At 65.3% G+C, this 26112-nt stretch carries 21 protein-coding genes; 4 read left to right on the top strand and 17 right to left on the bottom strand.

Annotation, left to right across the window (positions count from 1 at the left end):
- Nucleotides 1-22: 22 nt before the first annotated feature.
- From ftsZ to dinB, 15 genes are all read right to left on the bottom strand, one after another.
- Entirely contained in the window at nt 23-1246 is a 1224-nt protein-coding gene (gene ftsZ, locus TV39_RS08080; protein WP_043480462.1) for a cell division protein FtsZ, read from the bottom strand.
- Between the two features lie 274 nt (nt 1247-1520).
- Entirely contained in the window at nt 1521-2405 is an 885-nt protein-coding gene (locus TV39_RS08075; RefSeq protein ID WP_043480460.1) for an FtsQ-type POTRA domain-containing protein, read from the bottom strand.
- Nucleotides 2398-3801 carry a UDP-N-acetylmuramate--L-alanine ligase gene (murC, locus tag TV39_RS08070; protein ID WP_043480458.1) on the bottom strand — a complete coding sequence of 468 codons (1404 nt, stop codon included), beginning with the start codon at nt 3799-3801 and terminating at the stop codon, nt 2398-2400. Before murC ends, TV39_RS08075 begins: the two co-directional genes overlap by 8 nt.
- Complete coding sequence (gene murG, locus TV39_RS08065) at nt 3798-4898, bottom strand: undecaprenyldiphospho-muramoylpentapeptide beta-N-acetylglucosaminyltransferase (RefSeq protein ID WP_043480456.1); 1101 nt, start codon at nt 4896-4898, stop codon at nt 3798-3800. The genes murC and murG overlap by 4 nt, the downstream gene beginning before the upstream one ends.
- A 6-nt stretch (nt 4899-4904) precedes the next feature.
- On the bottom strand, nt 4905-6287 hold the full coding sequence (ftsW, locus tag TV39_RS08060) for a putative lipid II flippase FtsW (protein ID WP_043480454.1): 1383 nt from the start codon (nt 6285-6287) through the stop codon (nt 4905-4907).
- Nucleotides 6288-6289: 2 nt separating this feature from the next.
- A complete protein-coding gene (murD, locus tag TV39_RS08055; RefSeq protein WP_043480452.1) occupies nt 6290-7891 on the bottom strand; it encodes a UDP-N-acetylmuramoyl-L-alanine--D-glutamate ligase in 1602 nt (533 codons plus the stop codon).
- Nucleotides 7873-8982, bottom strand: coding sequence for a phospho-N-acetylmuramoyl-pentapeptide-transferase (mraY, locus tag TV39_RS08050; protein ID WP_043480449.1), 1110 nt, complete (start codon nt 8980-8982; stop codon nt 7873-7875). Before mraY ends, murD begins: the two co-directional genes overlap by 19 nt.
- Nucleotides 8979-10454, bottom strand: coding sequence for a UDP-N-acetylmuramoyl-tripeptide--D-alanyl-D-alanine ligase (locus TV39_RS08045; protein WP_043480446.1), 1476 nt, complete (start codon nt 10452-10454; stop codon nt 8979-8981). The genes mraY and TV39_RS08045 overlap by 4 nt, the downstream gene beginning before the upstream one ends.
- Nucleotides 10455-10460: 6 nt before the next feature.
- Nucleotides 10461-12113, bottom strand: coding sequence for a UDP-N-acetylmuramoyl-L-alanyl-D-glutamate--2,6-diaminopimelate ligase (locus TV39_RS08040; protein ID WP_043480442.1), 1653 nt, complete (start codon nt 12111-12113; stop codon nt 10461-10463).
- Between the two features lie 77 nt (nt 12114-12190).
- The gene (locus TV39_RS08035) at nt 12191-13993 is read right to left on the bottom strand and encodes a peptidoglycan D,D-transpeptidase FtsI family protein (protein WP_043480438.1); all 1803 of its coding nucleotides are present in this window, start codon (nt 13991-13993) and stop codon (nt 12191-12193) included.
- A gap of 44 nt (nt 13994-14037) precedes the next feature.
- Entirely contained in the window at nt 14038-14706 is a 669-nt protein-coding gene (locus TV39_RS08030; protein ID WP_043480435.1) for a hypothetical protein, read from the bottom strand.
- Entirely contained in the window at nt 14703-15701 is a 999-nt protein-coding gene (gene rsmH, locus TV39_RS08025) for a 16S rRNA (cytosine(1402)-N(4))-methyltransferase RsmH (protein ID WP_043480432.1), read from the bottom strand. The genes TV39_RS08030 and rsmH overlap by 4 nt, the downstream gene beginning before the upstream one ends.
- A gap of 188 nt (nt 15702-15889) precedes the next feature.
- Nucleotides 15890-16318, bottom strand: a complete 429-nt coding sequence (gene mraZ / locus TV39_RS08020) for a division/cell wall cluster transcriptional repressor MraZ (protein WP_028271726.1) — start codon at nt 16316-16318, stop codon at nt 15890-15892.
- Between the two features lie 387 nt (nt 16319-16705).
- Nucleotides 16706-17077, bottom strand: a complete 372-nt coding sequence (locus TV39_RS08015) for a DUF3040 domain-containing protein (protein WP_043480429.1) — start codon at nt 17075-17077, stop codon at nt 16706-16708.
- 326 nt (nt 17078-17403) lie between these two features.
- Nucleotides 17404-18564, bottom strand: a complete 1161-nt coding sequence (dinB, locus tag TV39_RS08010; protein WP_200890984.1) for a DNA polymerase IV — start codon at nt 18562-18564, stop codon at nt 17404-17406.
- A gap of 140 nt (nt 18565-18704) precedes the next feature.
- Here dinB and TV39_RS08005 point away from each other — a divergent pair, with 140 nt between their 5' ends.
- Both TV39_RS08005 and TV39_RS08000 read left to right on the top strand, forming a co-directional pair.
- Nucleotides 18705-19235 carry a hypothetical protein gene (locus TV39_RS08005; protein ID WP_043480424.1) on the top strand — a complete coding sequence of 177 codons (531 nt, stop codon included), beginning with the start codon at nt 18705-18707 and terminating at the stop codon, nt 19233-19235.
- Nucleotides 19232-20326, top strand: coding sequence for a polyprenyl synthetase family protein (locus TV39_RS08000; RefSeq protein WP_043480422.1), 1095 nt, complete (start codon nt 19232-19234; stop codon nt 20324-20326). The genes TV39_RS08005 and TV39_RS08000 overlap by 4 nt, the downstream gene beginning before the upstream one ends.
- 56 nt (nt 20327-20382) lie before the next feature.
- Here TV39_RS08000 and TV39_RS07995 read toward each other — a convergent pair whose 3' ends face one another.
- Nucleotides 20383-20736 (bottom strand): Rv2175c family DNA-binding protein, encoded by a 354-nt coding sequence (locus tag TV39_RS07995; protein WP_043480419.1) that lies wholly within the window; start codon nt 20734-20736, stop codon nt 20383-20385.
- Nucleotides 20737-20979: 243 nt separating this feature from the next.
- Here TV39_RS07995 and TV39_RS07990 point away from each other — a divergent pair, with 243 nt between their 5' ends.
- A complete protein-coding gene (locus tag TV39_RS07990) occupies nt 20980-22347 on the top strand; it encodes a lytic transglycosylase domain-containing protein (protein ID WP_043480416.1) in 1368 nt (455 codons plus the stop codon).
- 102 nt (nt 22348-22449) lie between these two features.
- On the top strand, nt 22450-24594 hold the full coding sequence (locus TV39_RS07985; RefSeq protein WP_043480414.1) for a Stk1 family PASTA domain-containing Ser/Thr kinase: 2145 nt from the start codon (nt 22450-22452) through the stop codon (nt 24592-24594).
- Nucleotides 24595-24709: 115 nt separating this feature from the next.
- On the opposite strand, the gene TV39_RS07980 is transcribed toward TV39_RS07985, so the two are convergent.
- Entirely contained in the window at nt 24710-26101 is a 1392-nt protein-coding gene (locus TV39_RS07980) for a class II 3-deoxy-7-phosphoheptulonate synthase (protein ID WP_043480411.1), read from the bottom strand.
- Between the last annotated feature and the right edge of the window lie 11 nt (nt 26102-26112).

Below are 26112 nucleotides of genomic sequence, written 5' to 3'. Positions count from 1 at the left end.
CTGACAAAACGTCCCGCAAGGCCTACTTCAGGAAGTCGGGGACATCCAGGTCGTCCGAGCGGCTGCCGGACAGGTCCGGCTCCACAACCGAGGGAAGGTCGACGTCGAAGCCCGAGTCGGCGGGGACCGCCGAGGGACGCTGCTGGCCCCAGTTGCTCAGGCCCGAAGCGCCGATGCCGGCGTGGACCGGCTGGACGTGCTGTGCCGGCGCCTGCGCCGCGGCAGGAGCCGAGGTGGGCGCAGCCGGACGCTGGGGGGCGGCCTGCGGCTGCGACTGGTCCATCGAAGGCGAGGTGGCTTTGACGTCGTCGAAGCCTGCTGCGATGACCGTCACACGGGCCTCGTCGCCCAGGGCGTCGTCGATGACGGCACCGAAGATGATGTTGGCCTCCGGGTGGGCAACTTCCTGGACCAGGCGGGCGGCCTCGTTGATCTCGAAGAGCCCCAGGTCCGAGCCGCCCTGGATGGACAGCAGGACGCCGTGGGCGCCGTCGATGGATGCTTCCAGGAGGGGGGATGCGATGGCCAGTTCCGCAGCCTTGACGGCGCGGTCCTCTCCACGGGCCGAGCCGATGCCCATGAGGGCGGAACCGGCACCCTGCATCACGGACTTGACGTCCGCGAAGTCAAGGTTGATCAGGCCCGGGGTGGTGATCAGGTCGGTGATGCCCTGGACACCGGACAGCAGGACCTGGTCGGCGGAGCGGAAGGCGTCCAGGACGGAGACATTGCGGTCACTGATGGACAGCAGCCGGTCATTGGGGATCACGATCAGGGTGTCCACTTCGTCGCGGAGGGCGTCAATGCCCGCCTCGGCGGACCCTGCGCGGCGCCGGCCCTCAAAGGTGAACGGGCGGGTGACAACACCGATGGTGAGGGCGCCGAGCGAACGTGCGATGCGGGCAACCACGGGGGCGCCGCCAGTACCGGTGCCGCCGCCTTCGCCGGCGGTGACGAAGACCATGTCTGCGCCCCGGATGACCTCTTCGATCTCGTCGGCGTGGTCCTCGGCCGCCTGCTTGCCGACCTCCGGGTTTGCGCCGGCGCCAAGTCCACGCGTCAGCTCGCGGCCCACGTCAAGTTTGACGTCGGCGTCGCTCATGAGCAGAGCCTGGGCATCGGTGTTAATTGCGATGAATTCGACACCGCGGAGACCGACTTCGATCATGCGGTTGACTGCGTTCACGCCACCGCCGCCGATGCCGACGACCTTGATGACGGCCAAGTAATTCTGCGGAGCTGCCACGTTACGTGTCCCTTGTTCGTGTCCTATTGCGAAAACTGATGGAGTCTTACTTGAATCCTCTAACCTTAACCTTCGACTTGAGGGTTATAGTTATGTCAAGTAACTCATGTTGTGACGCTATTTCCTATGCCTGAGACATTCAATGACCTGCTCCGCGTGTCGTGGGAATACCCGCTAAATAGAGCGGAAATCTCCTGACGCCACGGCCGCCGGTCCACTGGTTCCACAGCGGGGTTGAATGCCTGTCCCGGCGCTTGCCCCGGGACGTCGTCCACTATCGTGTCACGGGATGCCGCGGCACGCTGACATCGTAGACCTGGACGGGGTTCCGGGGGTCGGCGGGCGCCTTGAGCAGGGCCGCCAGCACCTTGGCTTTGAGTTCCCTCTCCCCCGCGTTGCCCCAGACAATTGTCTGTCCGTCCACGAGTTTGAGTTCGACGGCGTCAACGGACTTCGCCGAGGCATCGGAGAGCCTGGCGAGGACGTCGGCAGGCAGCGCGGCCAGCACTCCGGTGATGGCTTTGAAGAGATCTTTGCCGATCACTCCCGCCCCGCCGTCGATCACCGGCAGCTGGATGCTGCCGGGATCCTGGGTGGTCCCAAGCTGCACCCCGTCGACGTCGACCAGCTGGAAGACTTCCCCCTGCTTGACCAGGGCGACGGGCGTGCGTTCATGGATGTGCACTACCAGCACCGACGGCGGACGCGCGTCCGTCGTCACGTCCCTGACCTGGACCAGCGGCTGCAGCAGCTGTTTCACCTCGTCGTCATTCACCTGCGGCAGCGGCCTGCCGCGCAATGGCTCGAGTGCGGCCTTGACCTGCTCGGGCGTCAGCATCTTGGTGCCGTCCACCGACACGGTCTGAACTGCGAACACCGGCGAGTAGACGGCTGCCGCCAGCAGGCCGGCCACGAGTGCCGCTACGGTACCCGCGGCCAGGATGATGTTGCGCCGGATCCGCTTGCCCTTGGGTTCCGGGAAGGACAGCACGTTGTCGGTAGCGGCTGCGGGACGGGGTGCGCCGTCGGCCGCGGGAGCGGCCTTCGAGGCGGATATAACGTCCCCGCTGCCGTTCCCCGGCTGGGCCTTCCCCGGCTCGCCCTTCCCCTGGGAGGCCGGCGCCCCGGTCTTGTAGGTTGGCCGGCGCGTGCTAGCCACCCGGCGCCTCCGCCCGCAGTGCCTCCACAATCAGGGGGCCGTAGGCCGTCACGTCGCCCGCACCGGCGGTGAGCACAATGTCCCCCGCAGCCGCGTTGGCCACAACGGCCCGGACTGCGTCGTCCGCCGCCACCAGCCGGCCGCCACCGGCGAGGCGGTCTCCGATCAGCTGGCTGCTGACCCCGGGAATGGGATCCTCCCGGGCGGGATAGATGTCCAGCACCAGGGCGGTGTCAGCCGTATTGAGTGCCTCGGCAAACTCTGCCGCGAACTCCCGGGTCCGGGAAAACAGGTGCGGCTGGAAAAGAACGTGCACCTTGTGGTCGCCTGCCACGGAACGTGCCGCAGCCAGCGCCGCCCGGACTTCCGTGGGGTGGTGGGCATAGTCGTCGTACACCCGCACGCCCCGGCCTTCTCCCTTGAACTCAAAGCGTCGTGACGCTCCGGTGAAATGGGCCAGGGCGCCGGCCGCCGCTCCGGGCGCGACGCCTAGTTCCAGTGCCACGGCAAATGCCGCCGCAGCGTTGAGCGCGTTGTGGCGTCCGGGAACCTGGAGTTCCAGCGCAAACCGTGCCGTGTCGGTCGACACCCAGACGTCGCCCGGGCCGCCATCATGCAGCCGCAGCTCCGCATCTTCAGCGGTGCCGTAGGTGACCACCCTGGTGTTGCCCCGGGCCTTGGTCCGCTCCGCCAGCGCGCGGGCACCGGGATCATCGGCGCAGGCCACCAGAACGCCGTCGGCCGGGAGCAGTTCAGTGAAGCGGTCAAACGACTCGTAGACGGCCTCGGCGGTGCCGTAATAATCAAGGTGGTCGGGTTCCACGTTGGTGACAACCGCAATGTGCGGACGGTAGTTGAGGAACGATCCGTCGGATTCGTCGGCCTCGGCAACAAAAATGTCCGACGTGCCGCTGGCAGCGTTAACCCCCAGGGCCGGAACGTTGGCACCGATCGCAAAGGTGGGATCCAGGCCGGCACCTTGCAGCAGCACTGTGACCATGGACGTTGTGGTTGACTTCCCGTGGGTTCCGGCCACTGTGACCACCCTGTCGCCCGCCATGGCGGCCGCCAACGCCTCCGAACGGTGCAGCACGGGCAGCCCGGCGGCACGCGCGGCCTGGAGTTCCGGATTGTCCGCACGGATGGCGGAGCCGGCCACCACAGTCTGGGCCGCGCCCAGGTTGCCTGCGGAATAACCCACGTGGACTCCTGCCCCGGCAGCCGCGAGGTCCGCCATGACCGGAAGGTCCTTGGCATCGGAGCCCGTCACCGGGACGCCGCGGGCCACCATGATGCGTGCCACCGCGGACATGCCGACTCCGCCAATGCCGATGAAGTGCACGCGGCCCAGTGATTCCAGGCTCCGCGCCGCCGTGCCTGCTGTGGACGTGGTCATTTGCTTACCGCTTCCAGGACCAGATCGGCCATGCGGCGATCTGCGTTTCGAATACCGAGGGATTCGGAGCTTACTGCCATTTTCGCCAGCCGTTCGGGATCTGTGAGCAGGGGGATGATTTCACGGCTGACCCACTCCGGCGTGAACGATTCGTCGTCAACAACCAGAGCCCCTCCGGCCGCCACCGCGCCGGCGGCATTGAGGGCCTGTTCACCATTGCCGATCGGGAGCGGAACGAACACGGCCGGAACGCCCACGGCAGCGGTTTCGCAGACCGTGGCTGCTCCTGCACGTCCCAACAGCAGGTCGGCGGCCGCGTAAACGTTCTCCATCCCGTCGACATACTCCACCTGGCGGTAGCCGTCTGCAGCGAGCGGCCTGCCGCCGCCGTCGAGGACCGTTTTGCCCTTCCCGGTGATGTGGAGGGTCTGGATGCCGGCCTTGGCAAGTGCCTCGACCGAGGCCGCAATCGTCCGGTTGATGCTCTGCGCGCCGGATGAGCCGCCGGTGACAATAAGCGTGGGCATATGCAGGTCCAGCCCCAGCAGCTCACGTGCCGCCTGACGGGAGGCGGAACGATCCAGCCCGGACACCTCCTTGCGCATAGGCATGCCGACGTGGCGGGCCCCCCGCAGCTTCGTGTCCGCGAACGCGACGCCGACATGGCTGCTGAACCGGGCACCTACTCTGTTGGCCAGACCAGCCCGCGTGTTGGCTTCGTGGATGACGATGGGGATTTTCCGGCGCCGGGCGGCAAGGTACAACGGGGTGCAGACGTAGCCGCCGACCCCGACCAGCACGTCCGCCCGAGCGTCATCGAGGATTTTCCCGGCCTGCCGTACCGCACCGGCAAGCCGTCCCGGCAGTCTCAGCAGGTCGAGGGACGGCCGCCGGGGAAACGGCACGCGGCTTATGGTGGCCAGCTCGAGTCCGGCCGCGGGGACCAGCCTGGTTTCCATTCCGCTGGGCGTGCCCACAGCCAGGAGGCGAACGTCCGGACTCACGTCCCGCAACGCGGCCGCGATGGCCAGCAGCGGACTGATGTGCCCGGCCGTTCCGCCGCCGGCAAGGACTACTGACAAAGACTCGGCATTCATTAAGTGCTATTTACGCTTTCGTGTGGGGTGGGGGCGCCCGCCCTTGATGCGGAACTTGAGCAGACGCTTGGGCTGAGCGCTTGGCGCCATCTGTTCCCGGGCCAACGACAACACTACGCCGACGGCGCACAGCGACATCAGCAGGGCCGAACCGCCATAGGAAATGAACGGCAGCGGCACCCCGATGACCGGCACGAGTCCGGTGACCACGGACATGTTGACGGTGGCCTGGCCCAGCAGCCACACCATGATGGTCCCTGCAAGGACACGGTGGAACAGGTCCTCCTGCGCCACCACCACGCGGTAGATCGCCGCACCCAGGATGGCAAAGAGGACGAGCACGACGACGGTGCCCACCAGGCCGAGTTCCTCGCCGATGATCGCGAAGATGAAGTCGTTGTGGGCTTCCGGGATCCAGCTGTACTTCTGCCGGCTTTGGCCCAGTCCGACCCCCAGCCAACCACCGGAGGCGAGGCCGTACAAGCCGTTGGTTGACTGGTAGTTGGCGTCAATGCCTTCGCCGCAGGAGTTTCCGGTCCACCACGAGGTGATGCGGCACATCCGGTTGGAGCTCGTCACAGCCATGAACCCGGCGCCGGCCACGGCAACCATTGCCGCAATACCGAACATGTGGAGCGGGACCCCGGCGAAGAAGAGTGCGGCGGCCATGATCATCATGATGATCATGCCTGTGCCGAGGTCGTTCCCTGCCAGGACCAGCCCGATGATGCCGGCGGCGGCAGGAAGGACGGGAACCACAACGTGCTGCCAGCGGTGGAGCAGTTTGGCTTTGACCGCCAGCACGGTGGCCATCCACAGTGCCAGGGCGAGCTTGGCCGCTTCTGAGGGCTGGAAAGTGATGCCGCCGAATTCAATCCAGTTCTGGTTGCCGTTGGTACTGGTACCGATCAGCAGCACGAGGACCAGGAGCACATAGGCCCCTGCGATCCCCGGCCAGGCCAGGCGCTTGAGCCACACAACATTGACACGCGACAGCACGAACATCAGGAAGACGCCGATTGCGGCGAACATGCCCTGTTTGAGTGCTGCCGTGTACGGCGACTCTCCCGCGGCAATGGCTTCGACGCTGGATGCTGAGAGCACCATCATGATGCCGATGGCCGTGAGCGCGAGGGTGGAACCCAGGATCAGGTAGTACGTGGAACCGTTGCGTGACTTGCCGGTTCCTTCCAGCTTCGCCCAGAAGCTCCGGTACCAGCCGCGGAGCCTGGCCAGCGGCGGTACATGGCCTTTCCCTGCGCTCCCCCGTGCCTGGGCCGTTGGCGACGTCCGCGAGGAACCTGCCGCTTTTCCCGTCCGCGGGGTGGGCGGGAGCGGGGTTGCGCCCCGCTGCCTGGCAGCCGGGGCACGGGTGGGCGTGCTGACCATTGTTACTCCTCGCCGGTCTGAGCCTGCCCTTCCACGAGCCCGCGGACAGCTTCAATGAAGGCGTCGCCACGGTGAGCGTAGGAAGAGAACTGATCCATGGAAGCAGCCGCCGGGGCCATGAGCACAGTGTCTCCCGGAGAAGCCAGCTGTGCCGCTGCGGCAACGGCCTGGGCCATCACAGTTTCCCCGTAAATCGGCGAGGGCACCGTGCCGGCATCGCCCGTTTCGGCAGACTGCACGTCTTCAGTTTCGCCTTTCGTTCGCCCGATCACGGGGACATCGGGCGCGTGTCGCTTGAGGGCATCCGAGAGCGCGGTCGTATCCGCTCCGATCAGGACTACGGCCTTCAGTCGCGGCGCCTGTTCCTGAACCAGTTCGTCGTAGCTCACGCCTTTGGAGAGCCCGCCGGCAATCCAGATGACGTTGCTGAACGCGGACAGCGACGCTGCCGCGGCGTGCGGGTTTGTGGCTTTTGAGTCGTTGATCCACAGCACATCATTGTGGCGGGCAACAAGCTGGATGCGGTGTTCTCCCGGGATGTAGCTCTTCAGTCCTTGGCGCACCGCCTTCGGTTCCACGCCGTACGCCCGGACCAGTGCTGCGGCTGCCAGTGCATTGGCCACCATGTGGCGCGGGGCCACCGGACCGAGGTCCGCCATGGCCGCAAGCTCGGCCGCGCTGTCCTTGCGTTCGGGGATGAAGGCACGGTCAACCAGGAGGCCCTCCACCACACCAAGCATGCTGATGGCCGGCGTCACGGTGGTGAAGCCTACGGCGCGGCACCCTTCCACCACGTCCGCATTCTCCACCATGCGTTCGGTTTCGATCTGCTCGGCGTTGTAAATACAGGCCTTTTGCGTCTGCTCATAGACCTTCGCCTTGTCGGCCAGGTACGAAGCGTAGGATCCATGCCAGTCCACGTGGTCCTCGGCGACGTTGAGGCAGACACTTGCCACCGGCGAGACGGAGTGGCTCCAGTGCAACTGGAAGCTTGACAGCTCCACGGCAAGGACGTCGTACTCCACCGGATCCCGGAGGGCGTCAAGGATGGGTGTTCCGACGTTGCCGACGGCAATGGCTTTGAGCCCGGCGGCCTGCAGCATGGACTCGGTGAGGCCCACCGTGGTGGTCTTCCCGTTCGTTCCGGTGATGGTCAGCCAGTCCGCGGTCTTTCGGCCCGCCCGCTCGCGCACCCGCCAGGCAAGCTCAACATCGCCCCAGACCGGGACGTGCGTCCGTGCAGCCAATGCGAGCAGGGCCTGATCCGGGCGCCACCCGGGCGAAGTCACAATTAAATCCGGCTTCTGGCCGTCGATCTTCGGCATGGAGTGCACGGCGTCCTCGCCGAGGAGGACGTCTACGGCACCCACGATTTTCAGGGTTTCCGCCTGGGCACGGGCCTTTGCGCTGGTGGCGGCATCCACCACTACAACCCGGGCACCGAGCTCGATCAGGGTATCTGCGGCGGCGAAGCCGGACACGCCGATTCCCGTCACGACCACCCTGAGGCCTGCCCAATCCGAGTCCCAGGTGACCAGGTTCTCGAGCCGGGGGGACGTCGCCAGCGGCGAAGGTATAGGGCTGCTCACAGCAGGACCACCCATTCTGCGTAGAAGATACCCAGACCCGCGGCGACGAAGAGGCCGCCGAGGATCCAGAACCGGACCACCACGGTGACTTCCGCCCAGCCCTTGAGTTCAAAGTGGTGCTGGAGCGGTGCCATTTTGAAGAAGCGCTTGCCCTTGGTGACCTTGAAGTAGCCCACCTGGATGATCACCGAGAGGGTGATCAGGACGAAGAGGCCGCCGATGAAGGCGAGCAGCAGCTCGGTCCGGGACAGGATGGCGAAGCCTGCGACGGCTCCGCCGATGGCCAGCGAGCCGGTGTCGCCCATGAAGATCTTCGCCGGGGAAGTGTTCCACCACAGGAAGCCGACCAGCGCCGCGCTCAGGATCGCGGCGAGCAGCGCCAGATCCAGCGGGTCGCGGACGGAGTAGCAGCCGCCGCCGGCCTGGCGCGGTGAGCCGCACGCCTGGTTGCTCTGCCAGATACCCATCAGTGTGTAGGCGCCGAACACCATCACGGATGCCCCGGCCGCGAGCCCGTCCAGGCCGTCCGTGAGGTTAACGCCATTGGTGGCTGCCGTCACGATCAGGTTGGACCACAAAACGAAGAGAATGGCGCCCAGGACAGTTCCGCCGAAAGCGAGGTTCAGCCACGGGATGTCCCGCACCAGGGAGATCTGGGTGGATGCTGGCGTGACGCCGTCGGCATTGGGAAAGTTCAAGGCCAGGATGGCGAAGATGATGCCGACGGCGCCCTGCAGTACCAGCTTGGCTTTGGCGTTCAGGCCAAGGCTGCGCTGCTTGGATATCTTGATGAAGTCGTCCAGGAACCCCACCAGGCCCATCCCCACCATCAGGAACAGGAGCAGGAGCGCGGAGGCCGACGGCCCGGGTGACCTGGGATTCATCATCCACATGATGAGGTGCGTCAGCGCGTAGCTCAGCAGGACTGCGAAGACCACGACAGTGCCGCCCATGGTCGGGGTGCCGCGTTTTGTGTGGTGCGAGGTGGGACCGTCGTCGCGGATGAACTGGCCGTAGCTCTTCCGTACCAGCAGACGGATGAACAGCGGGGTTCCCACCAATGCAAACAGCAGGGCCAGGCCAGCGCCGATGAGCAGTGCAATCACAGCGACTCGCTCCCTTCATTGGCGGTTGCTCGGGCTTGTGGGGGTAATGCTATCCGATCGCCCAGATGCCTCAGACCCACGCTGTTGGAGGATTTAAAGAGGACAAGATCGCCTGGTTCGAGTTCGCGTTGGAGCAGATCGTAGGCCTCGTCAGCTGACTCGGTGAAGACGCATTCGTCACCCCAGGAGCCTTCGTTGACGGCGGAGACATAGAGCGAACGTGCCTCGCGGCCAACCACCACCAGGCGGGAAATGTTGAGTCGCACCACCTGCGTGCCCACTGCCATGTGCTCTCGAATGGACTCGTCGCCCAGTTCCAGCATGGCGCCCAGAACGGCCCAGGTGCGGCGTCCGCGGCCGAGGTCTGCCAGCGTCCGCAGGGCTGCACGCATGGATTCGGGGTTGGCGTTGTAAGCATCATTGATGATGGTCACGCCGTCGGGCCGCTCGGTGCGTTCCATCCGCCACCGGCTGGCGGCGGTCTGCGCGCTAAGGGAGGCGGCAATCCGCTCGCCCGTGACGCCGGCAGCGTAGGCCGCTCCGGCCGCCGCCAGGAGGTTGGTCACGTGGTGGGCGCCGATGAGGCGGCTGCGTACCTGGTGCCCGGCGGCTTCGCCGGGAAAGAAGAGTTCGAACTCGGGATTTCCGGCCGGGTTGGTCTCGACGTTGACGGCACGCAGGTCGGCACCCGGGACGTCGTCGGCCGACTGCGCCGAGAAGCCCAGGACGTTCGCGGTGGTCCTGCTCCTCATCGCGGCTACACGGCCGTCATCCAGGTTGATCACAGCGGTTCCGCTGTCCGGAAGGGCTTCAAGCAGTTCGCCCTTGGCTACGGCGATGTTGTCCACGCCGCCGAATTCACCGGCATGGGCTGTTCCGATACCCAGGACCACTCCGATCGAGGGCTTGACCATGTCCGCGAGATAGCGGATGTGGCCAATCCCGGTGGCGCCCATCTCGATCACCAGGTAGCGGGTGTCGAACCCGGCCCGGAAGACGGTGAGCGGAACGCCCACCTCGCCGTTGTAGGAGCCTTGGGGGGACACGGTGTTGCCTTCGGCGGAGAGGATTCCGGCGAGGAGGTCCTTGGTGGTGGTCTTCCCGGCGGAACCTGTAATGCCGATGACGGTGAATCCCGAACCCTCTGCCTCGCGGCGGGCACGGATCCGGCGCACGGCTTCGGCGGCCAGTGCTCCCATGGCAAGGACCGCATCCTGCACCACGATGGAGGGATACGGACTGCCGGCGTCGTCGGCAACGTTCCGTTCCACCAGCGCGAGGACGGCGCCGCGTTCGAAAGCTGCGCCGATGAAGTCGTGGCCGTCAGCGGCCTCACCGGGCTTGGCTACATAGAGGGAACCCTCCGTTGCTTCCCGGGAATCGGTGACCACTGCCGAAGGCGTAAGGGTTGGATCGGCGGCAAGGCGGCCGGCTGTAATTTCGGCAATTTCCGCCGCAGTAAATGCAATCATCTCGGTCTAGGACTCTATCCGCTCGTCATCCAGAACGGTGAATCCGCGGGCTGTCAAGGCCTCACGGAGCTCCACCCTGTCGTCGAGCGCCAGGTTGACGCCTTGGACTTCCTGCCAGACCTCGTGGCCTCGTCCGGCCACGAGGATAGTGTCCCGGGGCTGTGCCATGTCGACAGCCTGCCGGATCGCCGCGTCGCGCGGGTAGGATTCCAGAATCGTGCAGCCGAGGCCACCGGATTCCTTGGCCTCACGTGCCCCTGCCAGGACGTCCGCGCGGATAGCCGCAGCGTCCTCGTCATGGGGATCGTCATCGCTGATGATCACCACGTCCGCAAGCCTTGCGGCGATGGCCCCCATGGCCGGGCGCTTGCCCTGGTCCCGCTGCCCCGTGGCCCCGAAGACCACGATCACCCTTGAGCCGGGTTCGGTGGAGCGCACAGCCTCCAGCGCACGCTGCAGGGCATCCGGGTTGTGGGCAAAGTCGACGACGGCGGCCGGCGCTGTGGAGACCAGCTGCATGCGGCCGGGGACCGCAACGGTGAACGGATCGGCCGAGTCGAGGGCAGACTGCACCGCTGCCGGGTCAACCCCGCTGGCCAGGACCATGACGGTCGCGAGGGCGGCGTTGGAAACGTTGAAGCTGCCCGGCAGGCCCGTGTGCACACGGAGCTCCGTGCCGTCACGGTGCCGCAGCCGGAACTGGGTGCCGAGCCCCCGGGCGGCAAGGTCCATGACGGCCCAGTCGGCCGCTGAGGCGGCGGGGTCGAACCCCTGGGCGGTTGCCAGGGTGGTGACCGGGATTCCGGCACCGGCAGCGAGGCGCCGGCCCCAGTCGTCGTCCACGGTGACCACTGCTGATTTGGCGTGCAGCGGCGTGAAGAGCCGGGCCTTGGTCTGGAAATATTCGTCCATGGTTCCGTGCAGGTCCAGGTGGTCCTGTGTGAGGTTGGTGAACCCGGCAACGTCGAACTGCACCCCGTCCACCCGGTGGAACGATACTGCGTGCGAGGAAACCTCCATCGAGGCCGCGTCCAGGCCGCGTTCGCGCATCAGGGCCAGCAAGGCGTGGATGTCTGTGGACTCCGGTGTCGTCAGCAGGCTGGGAATGGGCTCGCCGCCGGCGAGGATCTCGATTGTACCGATCAGGCCGGTCCTGCGGCCCAGCGCCTGCAGGAGGGCATTGATGAAATACGTGGTGGTGGTCTTGCCGTTGGTGCCGGTGACACCGAACAGCGAGGGCGCCGTCCCGCCCTCAGGCCGGCTCTGGTAGATCAGCGCCGCGAGCCCGCCCACAGCGGTGCGGGGCTCGTCAACCACCAGGACCGGCACGGGAGTGTCAGCGGACAACGCCAGGAGCCTGGCGCCGTCGTCGTCCGTCAGTACCGCAACGGCACCTGCCGTGACGGCCTGCGACACGAAGTCGGCTCCGTGCCTCGTGGCACCGGGCAGGGCGACATAAAGGTCACCCGGCTGGACTGTCCGGGAATTCAGTGAAATCCCGGTAACGGGGACGGAACTGGACGCTCCCGGGACGACGACGCCGACAGACTCGCCGATGGTGCCGAGGGGCACCGCGGCAACGGCGGTCGGCCGGAACCCGGAACCGGGAACCGTGCCGCTCGTTGCGTCGGTACTGCCTGGGGCATGATGCTCTGACAAGTGGATCTCCGTTGGCGCTAGTGGATCACACCGGGCGTAGGGGACGTTCCCGTGGTGCGTACGATGTTGTGGACGTGCTACTTGACGTATTGGGGCAGCCTGACCGGCTCGCCCGTTGATGGCGGGACATTGTATGTCCGCAGGGTCTGGCTCATCACGGAGCGGAACACCGGACCATTGGTGATTCCATAGATACTGCCTTTGGGACGCTGCAGGACAACTTCAACAATAAACCGCGGATTGTCCATCGGCGCCATCCCCACCATGGAGGCCGTGTAGCCGCAGTACCCGGATTTACCGTCATCGCACGGTGATTCGGAGGTTCCCGTCTTGGCGCCGACGCGGTAACCGTCAATGGCCGCATCCTTGATCTGGCCTTCGGTCACTGCGCTCTCCAGGATGTCCCGCACCTGCTTGGCCGTTTCCTTTGACACGATCTGCCGGCTTTCCTTCGCCGGGACCTTCTCCTCGGTTCCGTCCGGGCTGATGTAGCTGTCGATCAGGCGCGGCTGAAGCATCACCCCGTCGTTGGCAATCGACTGGTAGGCGCGGACGGTCTGCAGGGTGGATTGCGAAACGCCCTGACCGAACAGCACGGTGTACTCCTGCCGGCCGTCCCATTGGTCAGCCGGCGTGAGGATGCCGCTCGCTTCGGCGGGAAGACCGATGTCGGGTGCTTCGCCGATCCCGAACTTCTGCAGCCAGTCGTGGCGTTGTTCCTTGGTGAGTCGCTGGCCGGCCATGACAGTTCCGGTATTCATGGACCAGCCCAGGATGCCGGCCAGGGTCCGTTCTTCGGTCCCGTGGTCGAATGAGTCCGTGAAGACCTGGCCGTCCACGACGAGGGACGGCGGGATGGTGAAATGATCCAACGGGCTGGACTTGCCTTCTTCGATGACGGACGCGGCGGTGATCATCTTTTCCACGGAACCCGGCTCGTAGGCGGCTGTCACGGAACGAACGCCGCGGTCCTTGGCGGCCACCTTGCCGGGGTCGTTGGGGTCCGGGGCGTTGGTGTCTGCCATGGCGATGATGTTGCCGGTCTTGATGTCCTGGACAATGATGACGCCCCATTCGGCGCTCAGCTTGTCCGACTGGTTCTGGATGGCCTGCTGGGCAAAGTACTGCAGGTCCGAGTTGAGGGTGAGGCGGATGTCCTTGCCGTCGACGGCGGGCGTCAGTTCATCCACGCCAACCGGGATGCGCAGGCCGTCGGCTCCGATCTCGAAGAGCCTCTTGCCGGGCGTTCCCTTGAGTACGTCATCCTGTGTCTGCTCCAGCCCCGCCTGGCCGGTTGTCCCGTCCTGCAGGAACCCGATGATGCCGCCGGCTACGGCGCCGTTGGGGTAGACGCGCTTGCTGGTGCCGACGGTGACGATTCCCGGAATCTGCAGCTTGGAGATCCGGTCCTCCATGTCGGGCTTAAGGTCCTTCGCCACGATGTAGTAGGGCTTCTCCCCCGTCAGTGCGTCCTTGACGTCTGCCGGGTCCTGCCCCAGCACCGCAGCCAACTCCTGGATGCCTTTGTCCCTGGACACGGTGACGAGCTCGTCCTTCCCGCCGACGGTGTCCAGGCGCTTGAATGACTCGGTCTTGGTGTTGACGCGCTGATCCACCACCACGTTGTAGCGGATGACACTGTTGGCGAGGACTGTTCCGTTGGCGTCCAGGATGCTGCCGCGCTCGGCAGGGAGCTCAATCGGGGTGAGGCGGTTGTTCAGTGCGGCCTCGGCCATTCCGCCGATATCCAGCCCTTGGACCATGAACAGCTTGCCGCCGACAACAAGCAGCAACGCCAGCATCATGCCCAGGCCGAGGCGGAGCCGTCTGGTGGCGTTGGGCACTTTTGCGGTTGTTTTCTTGCCGGTGCTCTTCGCCACGGTGAGTCCTTGCTGCTTGCGTACTGGGTGGTCAGTCCTGTCAGTTACTGTCCCGGCGTTTTTTGCTTCGGCGCCGGCACGGATCCGCCGTGGAGATCAACACCCGGCTTCGGGGCAGCTGCCGGGGCCGCAGCGGCAGGGGCGGGAGCTGCTGCCGCAGGGGCGGCTGCTGCCTCTGCGGGCTTACGGGCGGCCAACGGGTCCTTGGTAGTAGCGGGCGGAACCACCGTGAGCTGACCGGCGACAGCCGGCGCAGCGATGATGGCTCCGGGCTTGTCTCCCTTCACTGCGGGCTTCGGACTGCCGCTGACAGTCAACGTGGACAGATCGATCTGGCCCTTGCCGGTGGAAGCCACCATGCCCAATTCAGTGGCCTTGGCAGCCAGGTTCTGGGGAGCGTCGAAGTTCTGGACCTGCTGTGTCAGGTCCTGGTTCTGCTTTGTCAGCGTGGACTGCTCACTGCGGAGCTGCACCAGCTGGTACTGCGCTGTTGACACGGAGATATTGAGCACCAGGACCGCCATCAGCGCCACGGCCAGCAGCGCGAAGCAGAGCACCACGAAGGGTGCCCTGCGCTTGCGCGGAGTGGACCGGACCACGGACAGCGGGGTCCGCAGTTTCCGTTCGGATCCTCCGGAAGGCTTGATCCCCGTGAGGGCACGGGCCGCCGTGCCGGACACGACTGGGAAGTTCTTAGCAGCGGCGGTGCTCATGCGGCCCTCCTGGCTTTGATTCGTTCAACTGCCCGCAAACGGGCGGACGCTGCGCGCGGGTTTTCGGCGACTTCATCGGCGGTGGGCACCTCGGTGCCCTTGGTCAGGGTCTTGAGCTCAGGCTTGTGTTCTTCCAGTTCCACCGGGAACCCCAACGGCGCTGAGGACTTGGAGCCGGCTTGGAAAACCTTCTTGACGATCTTGTCCTCCAGCGAGTGGTAGGACATCACCACCACGCGGCCTCCCATGGCGAGTGCGTCCACCGCGGCCGGCACAGCCCGTTCCAGGACATCAAGTTCTTCGTTGACTTCGATCCGCAGGGCCTGGAAGGTCCGTTTGGCCGGGTGCCCCCCGGTCTTTGCCGCGCCGGCCGGAACCACGGCCCGGATGGTGTCAACCAGTTCGCCAGTGGTGGTGAACGGCTTCGACTCACGTGCAGCCACGATGCGGTTTGCGATCCTGCCGGCGAACTTCTCCTCACCCCACTTGCGGATGATGCGGACAAGGTCCTCTTCGCTGTAGTTGTTCACCACGTCCGCGGCAGTCTGGCCGCGGCCGGTGTCCATGCGCATGTCCAGGGGTGCATCAAAGGAGTAGGCAAAGCCGCGTTCGCGTTCGTCCAGCTGGAGGGAGGAGACCCCCAGGTCCATGAGGACCCCGTGGACTTCCGTAACGCCAAGATCCCGGAGAACGTCCGGGATCTCGTCGTAAACAGCGTGGACCAGGTCGGTGCGGTCCGCGAAGGGCCTAAGCCGCTCCCCGGCGAGGGCCAGCGCTTCTTCGTCGCGGTCGATCCCGATCAGGTGGAGGTCCGGAAAGCGCTGGAGCAGGGCTTCGGAGTGGCCGCCCATTCCCAGTGTTGCGTCGATGACCACGGGCGTCTCGCCCCGCTTGCGGGCCGCTTCGATTCCCGGGGCCAACAAATTGATGCACCGGTCCTTGAGGACCGGCACATGGCGTTCGGACGTGGGTTTTGGCTGGTTGGGATCGCTCATACCTTCGTCCTTTCGTGCCTATGTTCGCCGTTGCGGGCCTCGGTGGTCCTTGGTGCGCTTCTTAAGCCAGATCCCCATCCGCGCCTATCCGGGCGTCAGCCTGGCTCCGGGGAAGTGAGCCAGGACAACGTTCGGATGGGCGGCTGGAGATCTCGTTCAAGAAGCGCTTCCGTTGCCGCCTCCGGGCCTCAGAAGATTCCCGGGATGGCGTCGTCGGTTTCTGAGAAGGAGGTTTCCTTCTCAGCCAGGTACTCGTTCCAGGCCTGGGCATCCCAGATCTCCGCGCGGGAGCCGGCGCCGATAACGGCAAGCTCCCTGCCAAGACCTGCATATGCCCGGAGCGCGGGAGGAATAGTCACGCGCCCCTGCTTGTCAGGTACCTCGTCCGAGGCTCCAGAGAGAAAAACCCGGATGTAGTCACGAGTCTGCTTGGAGGAGATGGGCGCCTCCCGCATTTGCTCGTGAATCCGTTCGAATTCCCGCTCACTGAAGACGTAGATGCAGCGTTCCTGGCCTCTTGTGAGTACCAGTCCGCTGGCAAGTTCCTCGCGGAACTTCGCTGGGAGGATGATCCGCCCCTTTTCGTCCAAACGCGGCGAATGAGTGCCAAGAAACATGGCCACCCGCCTGTCTGTCGTCAGGAGCTGCACGTCCCCTGTGCTGCCACTACCCTCTTACCTGCTCCACTTTACTCCACATCGCTCCACAGTCAACGCGACACGGAAGATTCGTCCTTGGATTGGAGGAATCCTTCCCCGTAATTCCGGGGTTAACGGCCGGTGGTGGAAAGTGGAGGGATTTCAGCGTCGGGTGGCGCGCACGGGCGCCCAGGGGAAGTACGACGGCGGGCCGCCCGGCCGCCGCCGGTGTCGCGCCCGTGAATGGGGGGTTTAAATGCAAAAGACCCGCCTGGGCGGGTCTTCCTGCAGGCCTGCCAGGGGCAGGTGGTGCAAAGTGGAGGATTAAAGGACGGCCGTCACCGTCGGTTCGTTGTGGCCGGGCTTTTACGGTTCGCCGCGGCGGCGTTCGTCCCAGCGTTCCTCAAGGCTGCTCATGAATGAGCTGCGCCCCTTGCCGGCTTTCTTGCCACCGGTTGATTTCGCTTTCCCGGCGGCGGAGCTGCGCATCGTTGCGAAATAGACTCCGGCTCCCATCACGATAAATCCGAGGACACCCACAAAAATGCTCTGAAGTGATACGCCCACCAGCAGGAGGAGGACACCGGCCAAGGTGGCCAGCACGCCGATCACGATGTGGCGCGTGGACCAGTTACGGCCCGGATCCGATCCCATTGAATTGGCAAACTTCGGATCGTCCTCGTGCAGCTGCTTCTCCAACTGCTCGAGCAACTTCTGTTCGTGCTCCGAGAGCGGCATCACGACCTCCTTAAGTCGGCCAACGTCCGGACCTGCCGTGGCCTTAATGTTGTCAATCCGATAACGACCGGCATGCGCAGGAGGTTCCCGGCCACCGTATATCGGAACACCGGATTCCACGCATTCGGACGGCGGGCGGACCAGGAAGGCTTTTTAGTATGTCCAGACGTTCGAAATCTATGTATATCTAAGGATAGTTTGTTGCGCCCTGTTCTGAAAGACGCTGCCGCAGGGCTGCCGGGGCAGCGTCCGGGCGCCTGTGGGACGGGCGCCTTCCCGGTACACCGGCCGGCCGAAAAGCCACTGTCCGTTGCGGGTGAGGGCGGTCAGTCGGCCGCGTTGTGGGGATCCAGCAACCGGGCTGGGAGCACCGACTTCGAACCGAACTTTTCCGCCACCCTGTCCAGGGCTTGTTCCGCCGCCCGCCAGTTGTCGTCGCGGCGGTCCAGGCTCAGCTGCAGCGAGGTCTGCGCAGCATCCTCAAGCTGCTCGGCCCTCACGCCGACAAGGCGTACCGTCATGGCCCGCGGGCCGAGCGACTCGAGGAGCTGGACCGTGACGGCATAGATCAGCTGGGCGCTGTCCACCGGGGCGTGCACCGTCCGGCTGCGCGTGATGGTGGAGAAATCCGTATACCGGAGCTTGAGGGAGATGGTCCTGGCCACCATTCCGGTGCTTCGCAGCCGCTCGGCTGTCCGGTGCGAAAGGCGCAGCAGCTCTCGGTGGAGGAGGGCGTCGTCGGCTGTATCCACGGCGAACGTTTCCTCGGCACCGATGCTCTTCTCGAGGCGGACCGGAGTCACGGGCCGGGGATCAATCCCCCAGGACAACCGGTACACGTGCTCCCCCGACGCCCCGAGCAGCTTCTTCAGGGCGGACGGCGGCGTTGCGGCAACATCCGCCACGGTGCGGATTCCCATGCGGGCCAACACCTCGCCGGTCTTGGCCCCCACGCCCCACAACGCGTTGACGGGAAGGCTGTGCAGATAGGCCACGGTCTCATCCGGCCCGATCAGCAGGAGTCCGTCCGGCTTGCACCGGGTGGACGCTATCTTGGCCACGAACTTGCTGGCCGCAATGCCGACGGACGCGGTGATGCCGAGTTCTTCCCGCACGCGCCGACGTATGATCCCGCCGATCTCGCGCGGACTCCCGAGCCTGCGGATGGCTCCGCCGACGTCAAGGAAGGCTTCGTCGACGCTCAGCGGCTCCACCAGGTCCGTGATCGAGCCGAAGATGGCCATTAGCTGCGCGGAAACCTCGTAGTAGAGCTTGTGCCTTGGCTCGATGATGATCGCCGACGGGCACATGCGCGCCGCTATGGCCATGGGCATCGCGGACTTGACGCCAAATTTCCGGGCCTCGTACGAAGCCGACAGCACCACCGAACGGTCCGCGGGATACCCGACGATGACCGGTTTTCCGACCAGTTCCGGGCGGCTCCGGAGTTCCACTGAGACGAAAAAAGCGTCCATGTCCACATGCATGATGCTGCTCCGACGGAGCTCCCGGAGGGTCGCTTCGAGCTGCTGTTTATCCTGTTCCGACCCCACGCCTTCAATCCTATGCCGTGGTACTGACTAAACTGGAGGCTGCATCCGGCAACAACACCAGGAGGACTGTCCCTGTGAAGGTAATTGGAAAGCTTAAGCCTGCGGGCCGCGCCGTGATTGTGGCTGGCGCGGTGCTTGCCCTGGCGGCGTGCACCCCCGCCGATCCCGGAGCCAAGGCCACCGGGACCGCCAGCGCTTCAGCTTCCGCCACCGGGCAGGTAACCACCACAGCCCCGGCCAGCCCTACCGCGTCGCCCGGGACCACCGCGGCCGTTGGCGCACTCGTCGCCGGCTTCCCGGAAAAGCTGCTGCCCGTGATGCCGGGCGCAAGGGTGGTCTCCAGCAGCTTTGACAAGACGTCTACTCCGGCCACCGCGGCCCTGGTGGGCAACATCGGCTCTCCCGCCGCCGCCGTCATGGCTTTCTATACAAAGGAGTTGGAGGCCCAGGGCTTCAAAGCGGTGCCGGGCGAGAACGTGGGCGCCGTCGCGTCAAAGGATTTCCTGCGCGGTGACAATGAAACAGTGAACATTGCGGTGGTGGAAACCGGCGGGGTCTCCACGTTCACCATCGGCGCCAACGTCGCAGCTGAGTCCGCGAAGTGACGGTCGCGGAGCAGCTGCGCCTTGAACAGACGGCCTTCGTAGCCGCCGTCGCCGGCAAGCTCAATGACTTCCTGGCCACACGCCAGTCTGTGATGTCCGCCATTTCGCAGGACATTGATCCGCTGATGGGCTCCATCTCCAACCTGGTCACCGGCGGCAAGCGGCTGCGTGCACTGATGTGCTACTGGGGTTGGCGCGGGGCCGGCGGAGAGCCCGCTGCCGCCGAGGTGGTCACCGCCGGATCCGCACTGGAGCTCTTCCAGGCGGCGGCGCTGATTCATGATGACATCATCGACCGTTCAGATACCCGGCGCGGCGGCCCCAGTGTGCACCGGCGGTTCAGCCAACTGCATGTGGACCAGGGCTGGGCCCTGGACAGCGAACGCTTTGGCCATGCCGCAGCCATACTGACCGGCGACCTCTGCCTTTCCTTCAGCGAGGAAACGTTCACGGACATTGGCCAGGCGGCGGCCTCGGGCAGCCAGGCCCGGCTGATCTTCAACCTGATGCGCGCCGAAGTAATGGCGGGCCAGTACCTTGACATCCTGGAAGAAGTCGCAGGCCCCATGCGCGACCGGGCGGGAGCCGTCAGCAGGGCCCAGTCCATCATCCGGTTCAAATCGGCGAAATACTCCACCGAGCACCCGCTCGCCCTCGGAGGTGCCCTGGCCGGCGCCTCCGATGAACTGCTTCGCGGTTATTCAGCGTTCGCCCTGCCGCTTGGTGAAGCCTTCCAGCTCCGGGACGACGTACTCGGCGTATTCGGTGATCCCGTTACCACCGGCAAGCCCGCCGGCGATGACCTCCGGGAAGGGAAACGCACGGTCCTCGTCGCCTTCGCCCTCGACCAGGCTTCCCCGGAGGAATCCCGTTTCCTCGATGCTAAACTCGGCAGCCCCGACCTGACCGACACTGATGTGGAGGAAATCCGCCGCATCATTGTGGACTGCGGCGCTCTCCAGGCCACTGAAGTGCTGATCGAGGAATTCGGCCGCGCCGCCTTTGCCGAACTTGACCTGCTGCCGCTGGAAGACCTCCCCAAGACCGCCTTGCGGAAACTCGCCGAGGCGACGGTCAGCCGCGCCGCCTGACGCCGGCGGCGCGGCCACGGCGCCCGCCATGCATCAACAGTGCTGCGGGACGCGGACTACCAGGCGAGGGACTGTGCCCGGCGGCGGATCTCGGTCTTCCGGCCTTCGCGCAGGGCATCAATCGGACGGCCCCGCAGTGATTCATCCGGAGTGAACAGCCACGTAATGAGTTCTTCATCGGAATAGCCCGCATCCGAGAGGACCACAATCGTCCCCTTCAGGCTCTCTACGGGATGGCCGTCCTGCATAAAGCCGGCGGGAACGCACCTGATCCGGCGTTCGCCGACCCTCAGGGCCACTAGCGCCTTTTCGTCCAGCAATCCGTGGACCTTAGTGATGGAAACGTTCATCATTTCTGCAACGTCGGGCAGCGGCAGCCATTCGCCTACAAGGCTTTCTACAGTACTCACGGATCAAGATTGCCACGGCGGGCGCTATTGCGCCTAGTCAGCGCGAAGCGGCGGCGTGATGGCCTAAATCGACACTCCGAAAAAAGGCATATATCCAATGCCAAGGATTTCTTGTGCTAACCGACAATTCGTGAGAGATTCACATAGATCACATTTGCATCAACACTAACTTTAGTAACACTAGTATCATTCGTAACAACGGCCTGACCGACAGCATTCGCCGCTGAGAAGAGGATCACTCCCATGACGACCCGATCGCCAAAGCAGCACCCCAGGCCGAGCCTGCCTATGATTGCGGCCACGACGGCCGCTCTCCCGGCAGTCGTCCTCTCCTCGCTGGCCATCGCCCAGCCGGCGGCGGCGGAAACCCGTCCGCGGACCGTGCCCGCAACGCTCGCTGCGGCAATCCAGGCCCAGGAAGCGGCACTGAAGTCCGGAGTCATTCCCGCAGCATCGGTCTCCACTGCCATCCCCGCATCCCTGCGCCCCGCCCAGCCCTCCGCGCCGGCCGAGTACACCATTGCGCGCGGTGACACCATCAGCGGGATAGCGGGTCGCTACGGCCTGGACACCAACGCCGTCCTGAAGCTCAACAACCTGCAGCCGAACACCATCATTTACCCGGGCCAGAAAATCAAGCTGACCGGTTCGGCTCCTGCCCCCTCCGCTCCCGCGTCCAAGCCGGCGGCTCCCGCCCTTGCCAGCACGGGCGGCAGCGTCTACACCGTCAAGTCCGGTGACACTTTGGGCGCCATCGCGGCACGGCACGGCGTCAAGTTGTCCGAGGTGCTGAGCTGGAACGGCCTCAACATGAGCTCCATCATCTACCCGGGCCAGAAGATCAAGATCGGCAGCGGCCAGGCCTCCGCACCGGCACCGGCCGCACCGGCTCCGGCACCGGCCGCACCGGCTCCGGCGGCTCCCGCTCCGGCACCGGCCCCCAGTTCCGGCTCCTACACCGTGAAGTCCGGCGATACGTTGTCCGCCATCGCCGCCAAGCACGGGGTCAAGCTCTCGGATATCCTGTCGGCGAACAAGCTGACCATGACCAGCGTTATCTACCCCGGCAACAAACTGGCCATCCCCGGCGGGTCGTCGATCCAGCCGGCCGGCAGCGTCACTCCCCTGGTGCCGGGTTCATTCCTGGGCTTCACGTACCCCGCTGCTGTGGTCTCGTCCGCAAACCAGAACAAGGCCCTGCTCAACGCTTCCCCCGTACCCACCCGGGAACAGATGAAGTCGATCGTCGCGGACACGGCACGCCGGATGGGCGTTGATCCCTCGCTTGCCCTGGCCTTCGCCTACCAGGAGTCCGGCTTCGACCAGCGCGCCGTCTCGCCCGCCAACGCCATCGGCACGATGCAGGTCATCCCGACATCGGGCCAATGGGCCTCCGACCTCGTGGGACGCAAGCTGAACCTGCTCGACCCGTACGACAACGCCACGGCAGGCGTGGCGATTATCCGCCAGCTGATCAACTCCAGCAAGGACCTGGACCACGCCATCGCAGGCTACTACCAGGGCCAGTACTCGGTCAGCAAGAACGGCATGTTCGACGACACGAAGGCATACGTGGCAGCGATCAAGGCGCACAAGAAGAACTTCGGCTAAACCGTGCCGGCACTGGTGAATCCGGTGCCGCGAGGGTAACGATACGGGTCCGGATCGCATGTCGATTCGGGCCCGTTTCCGTGTAGCACTTAGGATCGTAAGGTGCAGGATAAAGTGTCGGACCCCCTCGTTGGAACGCTGGTGGACAACCGTTACCGGGTGCAGTCCAGGCTGGCGCGAGGCGGAATGTCCACCGTTTACCTGGCAACGGACCAGCGACTGGAGCGCGATGTCGCACTGAAAGTCCTCCATCCGCACCTCGTTAACGACGGCAACTTCCTGGACAGGCTTGGCCGGGAAGCGAAGGCCGCCGCCAAGTTGTCGCACGCCCACGTGGTGGGCGTCCTTGACCAAGGCAGCGACGGGCACACCGCCTACCTGGTGATGGAGTACATCAAGGGCCACACGCTCAGGGACGTCATCAAGGAAAAAGGGGCGCTCTCACCGCGGCTTGCCCTGGCACTGATCGACCCCGTGGTTGAAGGGCTTGGCGCGGCACACGCGGCGGGGTTGATCCACCGGGATATCAAGCCCGAGAACGTCCTGATCGCGGACGACGGCCGAATCAAGGTGGGTGACTTCGGACTGGCCCGCGCGGTCACTGCTTCAACGAGCACCGGGGCGCTGATCGGCACCGTGGCGTACCTTTCACCGGAGCTCGTGCTCGGGCGGCAGGCGGATGCCCGCAGCGACATCTACTCGGTGGGCATCATGCTGTACGAAATGATCACCGGAAAGCAGCCTTTCGACGGTGAAGTCCCCATCCAGGTGGCCTATCAGCACGTGAATTCGACAGTGGAGGCCCCCTCTGCGGTGGTGCCGGGACTCGCTGCCGAAGTGGATGAGCTGGTGCAGTGGTGCACGGCAAGGGACCCTGAGCAGCGCCCGCTCGACGGCAATGCGCTCCTGTCGGAGCTCCGGCACATCCGGACCAACCTGACCGACGCGGAACTGGACCTCCAGCCCCCGGCCGCCATCGCCGCCGTCGCCCATTCGCCGGCGGGGCTCCGCCCGCCCGCGCACCCGCCGGGCAACCCGTCCGCGAATCCTCCCTCCGGGTCGCAGGCCCAGGTACGCCAGGACCACACGGAAATCCTCTCCGCCGGACAGCATCCAACGGAAATCATTTCCCGCCAGAGCAACCCCACCACGGTGCTGTCGGCGTCGCCCCGGCCGGGCCAGTTCGGCCCCCTGGCCGCCCCGGGCGGGCCGGAGCCCGCTTTCGGCGAGCCGGGTGATGATGAACCGGACACCGCGGTCCCCCTGAGTAAGCGGGCACAACGCAGGCAGGACCGCGACGCCGCCAAAGCACAGTCCAAAGCAGCCTCCACTCCGGTACGGTCCCTCCGCGAAGGCAACCCGCGTCGTCGCGGCCTTCTCTGGATCATCATCCTGGTAATCGCAGCACTGCTGGCAACGGGCGCCGGCTGGTTCTTCGGCATGGGACCCGGCTCCCCGGGGACCATTCCCAGGGTGGCCAACAAAACCGTAGCCGAGGCGCAGCAACTGCTTGGCACGGCGGGGTTCCAGTCCACCACCAAGGACGTTTTCGACGACGACATCCGGGCCGGGCTCGTCGTGGGCACCGAACCTGAGGCGGGGCGGGAGATCCGCAAGTTCCAGGTGGTTTCGTTGTTTGTTTCCAAGGGCCCCCAGCTTTTTCCAGTGCCCGGGATGAGCGGCAAATCGCTGGATGAGGCAAAGAATGAACTCAACGGCGCCGAAATGGCCCTGGGAACCGTCACGGAGACCTACAGCGAATCCGAGCCGGCTGGCACTGTCCTCGCCCAGGATCCGGCGGCGGGCACCCCGGCACGGCATGGTACGCCCGTCAGCCTCACTGTCTCCAAGGGGCCCGAACCCGTTCCGGTGCCGGACGTCCGCGGGCAGGAACAGGGAGCGGCAGTCAAGGCCCTTGAGGCCGCCGGTTTGAAGGCAGTGATTTCACCGCAAACGGTTAACGACAAGAAGGTCCCCAAGGGGGCCGTGGTGGCCCAGGACCCGTCCTCCGGCACGCTCACCCGGGGGCAAACGGTGACCCTCACGGTGTCCAAGGGGCCCAAACTCGTGGACGTGCCCAGTTATATCGGCAAGCAGGCAAATGATGCACGCAAGGCGTTGGAGAAACTCGGATTCGAAGTACGGGTCAACAATATCCTGGGCGGTTTCTTCGGCACCGTCCGTGACCAGGATCCGGTGAACACCCAGGTCCCTGAAGGCTCCGTCGTCACCCTCACCGTCGTCTGAGCACTGCCCGCAGGCCGCCCGGAGAAGGCTCCCGCAGAAAAAGCTCCGCCCGGCTGGTCCAGCCGGGCGGAGCTTTTGTTTAATCAGGGTGCGTTGGGTCAACCCCTGCAGCGGGTCAGCGCTTGGACAGCGCCCCTGCGACGAGGAAGGCCATTTCCAGGGACTGCATGTGGTTCAGGCGCGGATCGCAGACTGATTCGTACCGGTCCAGGAATGCCTCCTGGTCGATGGGGTCGGCGCCGCCGAGGCACTCCGCGACGTCGTCGCCGGTCATCTCGACATGCAGGCCGCCCGGAACGGTGCCCAGCGAGTGGTGCACCTCAAAGAAGCCGCGCACTTCGTCGATGACGTCATCGAAGTTACGGGTCTTGTAGCCGTTGGGTGACGTGACCGTGTTCCCGTGCATGGGATCGGTGACCCAGAGGACCTGCGCACCGGATGCCGTGACCTTTTCAACGATGGCGGGCAGCTTCTCGCGGATGTTGCCGGCGCCCATCCGGGTGATGAAGGTCAGGCGGCCGGGTTCGCGGTCCGGATCAAGCTTGTCGATGAGCCGCAGGGCATCGTCGCCGGAAGTGGAGGGGCCCAGCTTGACACCGATCGGGTTGCGGACGCGGGACAGGAAGTCCACGTGGGCGTGGTCCAGTTCGCGGGTGCGTTCGCCGATCCACAGGAAATGCGCCGAAGTGTCGTACGGCAGGCCGGTCCGCGAGTCGATGCGGGTCAGGGCGCGTTCGTAGTCCAGCAGCAGGGCCTCGTGGCTCGCGTAGAACTCCACGCGCTTGAGTGCCTCGAAGTCCGCCCCGCAGGAGGCCATGAACTTGATGGCCCGGTCGATGTCGCGCGCCAGCGACTCGTAGCGTGCGTGCGCCGGGTTCTCCGTGAAGCCCTTGTTCCACTGGTGGACGAGACGCAGGTCGGCGAAACCGCCCTGAGTGAAGGCACGGATCAGGTTCAAGGTGGACGCCGAGGTGTGGTAGGCCTTGAGCATCCGGCTGGCGTCATGGGCGCGGGACTCGGGCGTGAAGTCATAGCCGTTGACGATGTCGCCGCGGTAGGCCGGGAGCGTGAGGCCTTCGCGCGTTTCATCGTTGGAGGAGCGCGGCTTGGCGAACTGGCCCGCCATGCGGCCCATCTTGATCACGGGCATCGCCGCGCCGTAGGTCAGCACGACGGCCATCTGCAGGATCGTCTTGACCCTCGCACTGATCTTGTCCGCGGTTGCGGCTTCAAAGGTTTCGGCGCAGTCTCCGCCCTGGAGCAGGAACGCCTTGCCCTGTGCGGCAGCGGCGAGCCTCTCACGGAGGATGTCCACCTCACCGGCAAACACGAGCGGCGGAAGGACGGAAAGTTCCTTCACGGACGCGTCGAAGACCTCTTTGTTTTGCCAGCTGGGCTGCTGGGAAACCGGCAGCTCCCGCCAGTGGTCCAGTCCCGGATAGTTGGCGGCACCGCTCTGGGCGGTACTGGTCAGCAGGGAGGCAGGTTTTGCGGATAGCTCAGTCACACTCTAAGACT

This window comes from Arthrobacter sp. SPG23, assembly GCF_000876655.1.
Classification (GTDB): Bacteria; Actinomycetota; Actinomycetes; order Actinomycetales; family Micrococcaceae; genus Arthrobacter.
This window is presented reverse-complemented; position numbering and strand designations above follow the sequence as displayed.

Coding starts and splice junctions, on each gene's coding strand:
- murC (WP_043480458.1), bottom strand. CDS start 3,801: ATGACCACGTCCACAGCAGGCACGGCGGCGCGGAGCCTGGAATCACTG.
- murG (WP_043480456.1), bottom strand. CDS start 4,898: ATGAATGCCGAGTCTTTGTCAGTAGTCCTTGCCGGCGGCGGAACGGCC.
- ftsW (WP_043480454.1), bottom strand. CDS start 6,287: ATGGTCAGCACGCCCACCCGTGCCCCGGCTGCCAGGCAGCGGGGCGCA.
- murD (WP_043480452.1), bottom strand. CDS start 7,891: ATGGGTGGTCCTGCTGTGAGCAGCCCTATACCTTCGCCGCTGGCGACG.
- TV39_RS08045 (WP_043480446.1), bottom strand. CDS start 10,454: ATGATTGCATTTACTGCGGCGGAAATTGCCGAAATTACAGCCGGCCGC.
- TV39_RS08030 (WP_043480435.1), bottom strand. CDS start 14,706: ATGAGCACCGCCGCTGCTAAGAACTTCCCAGTCGTGTCCGGCACGGCG.
- rsmH (WP_043480432.1), bottom strand. CDS start 15,701: ATGAGCGATCCCAACCAGCCAAAACCCACGTCCGAACGCCATGTGCCG.
- mraZ (WP_028271726.1), bottom strand. CDS start 16,318: ATGTTTCTTGGCACTCATTCGCCGCGTTTGGACGAAAAGGGGCGGATC.
- TV39_RS08015 (WP_043480429.1), bottom strand. CDS start 17,077: ATGCCGCTCTCGGAGCACGAACAGAAGTTGCTCGAGCAGTTGGAGAAG.
- dinB (WP_200890984.1), bottom strand. CDS start 18,564: ATGCATGTGGACATGGACGCTTTTTTCGTCTCAGTGGAACTCCGGAGC.
- TV39_RS07990 (WP_043480416.1), top strand. CDS start 20,980: ATGACGACCCGATCGCCAAAGCAGCACCCCAGGCCGAGCCTGCCTATG.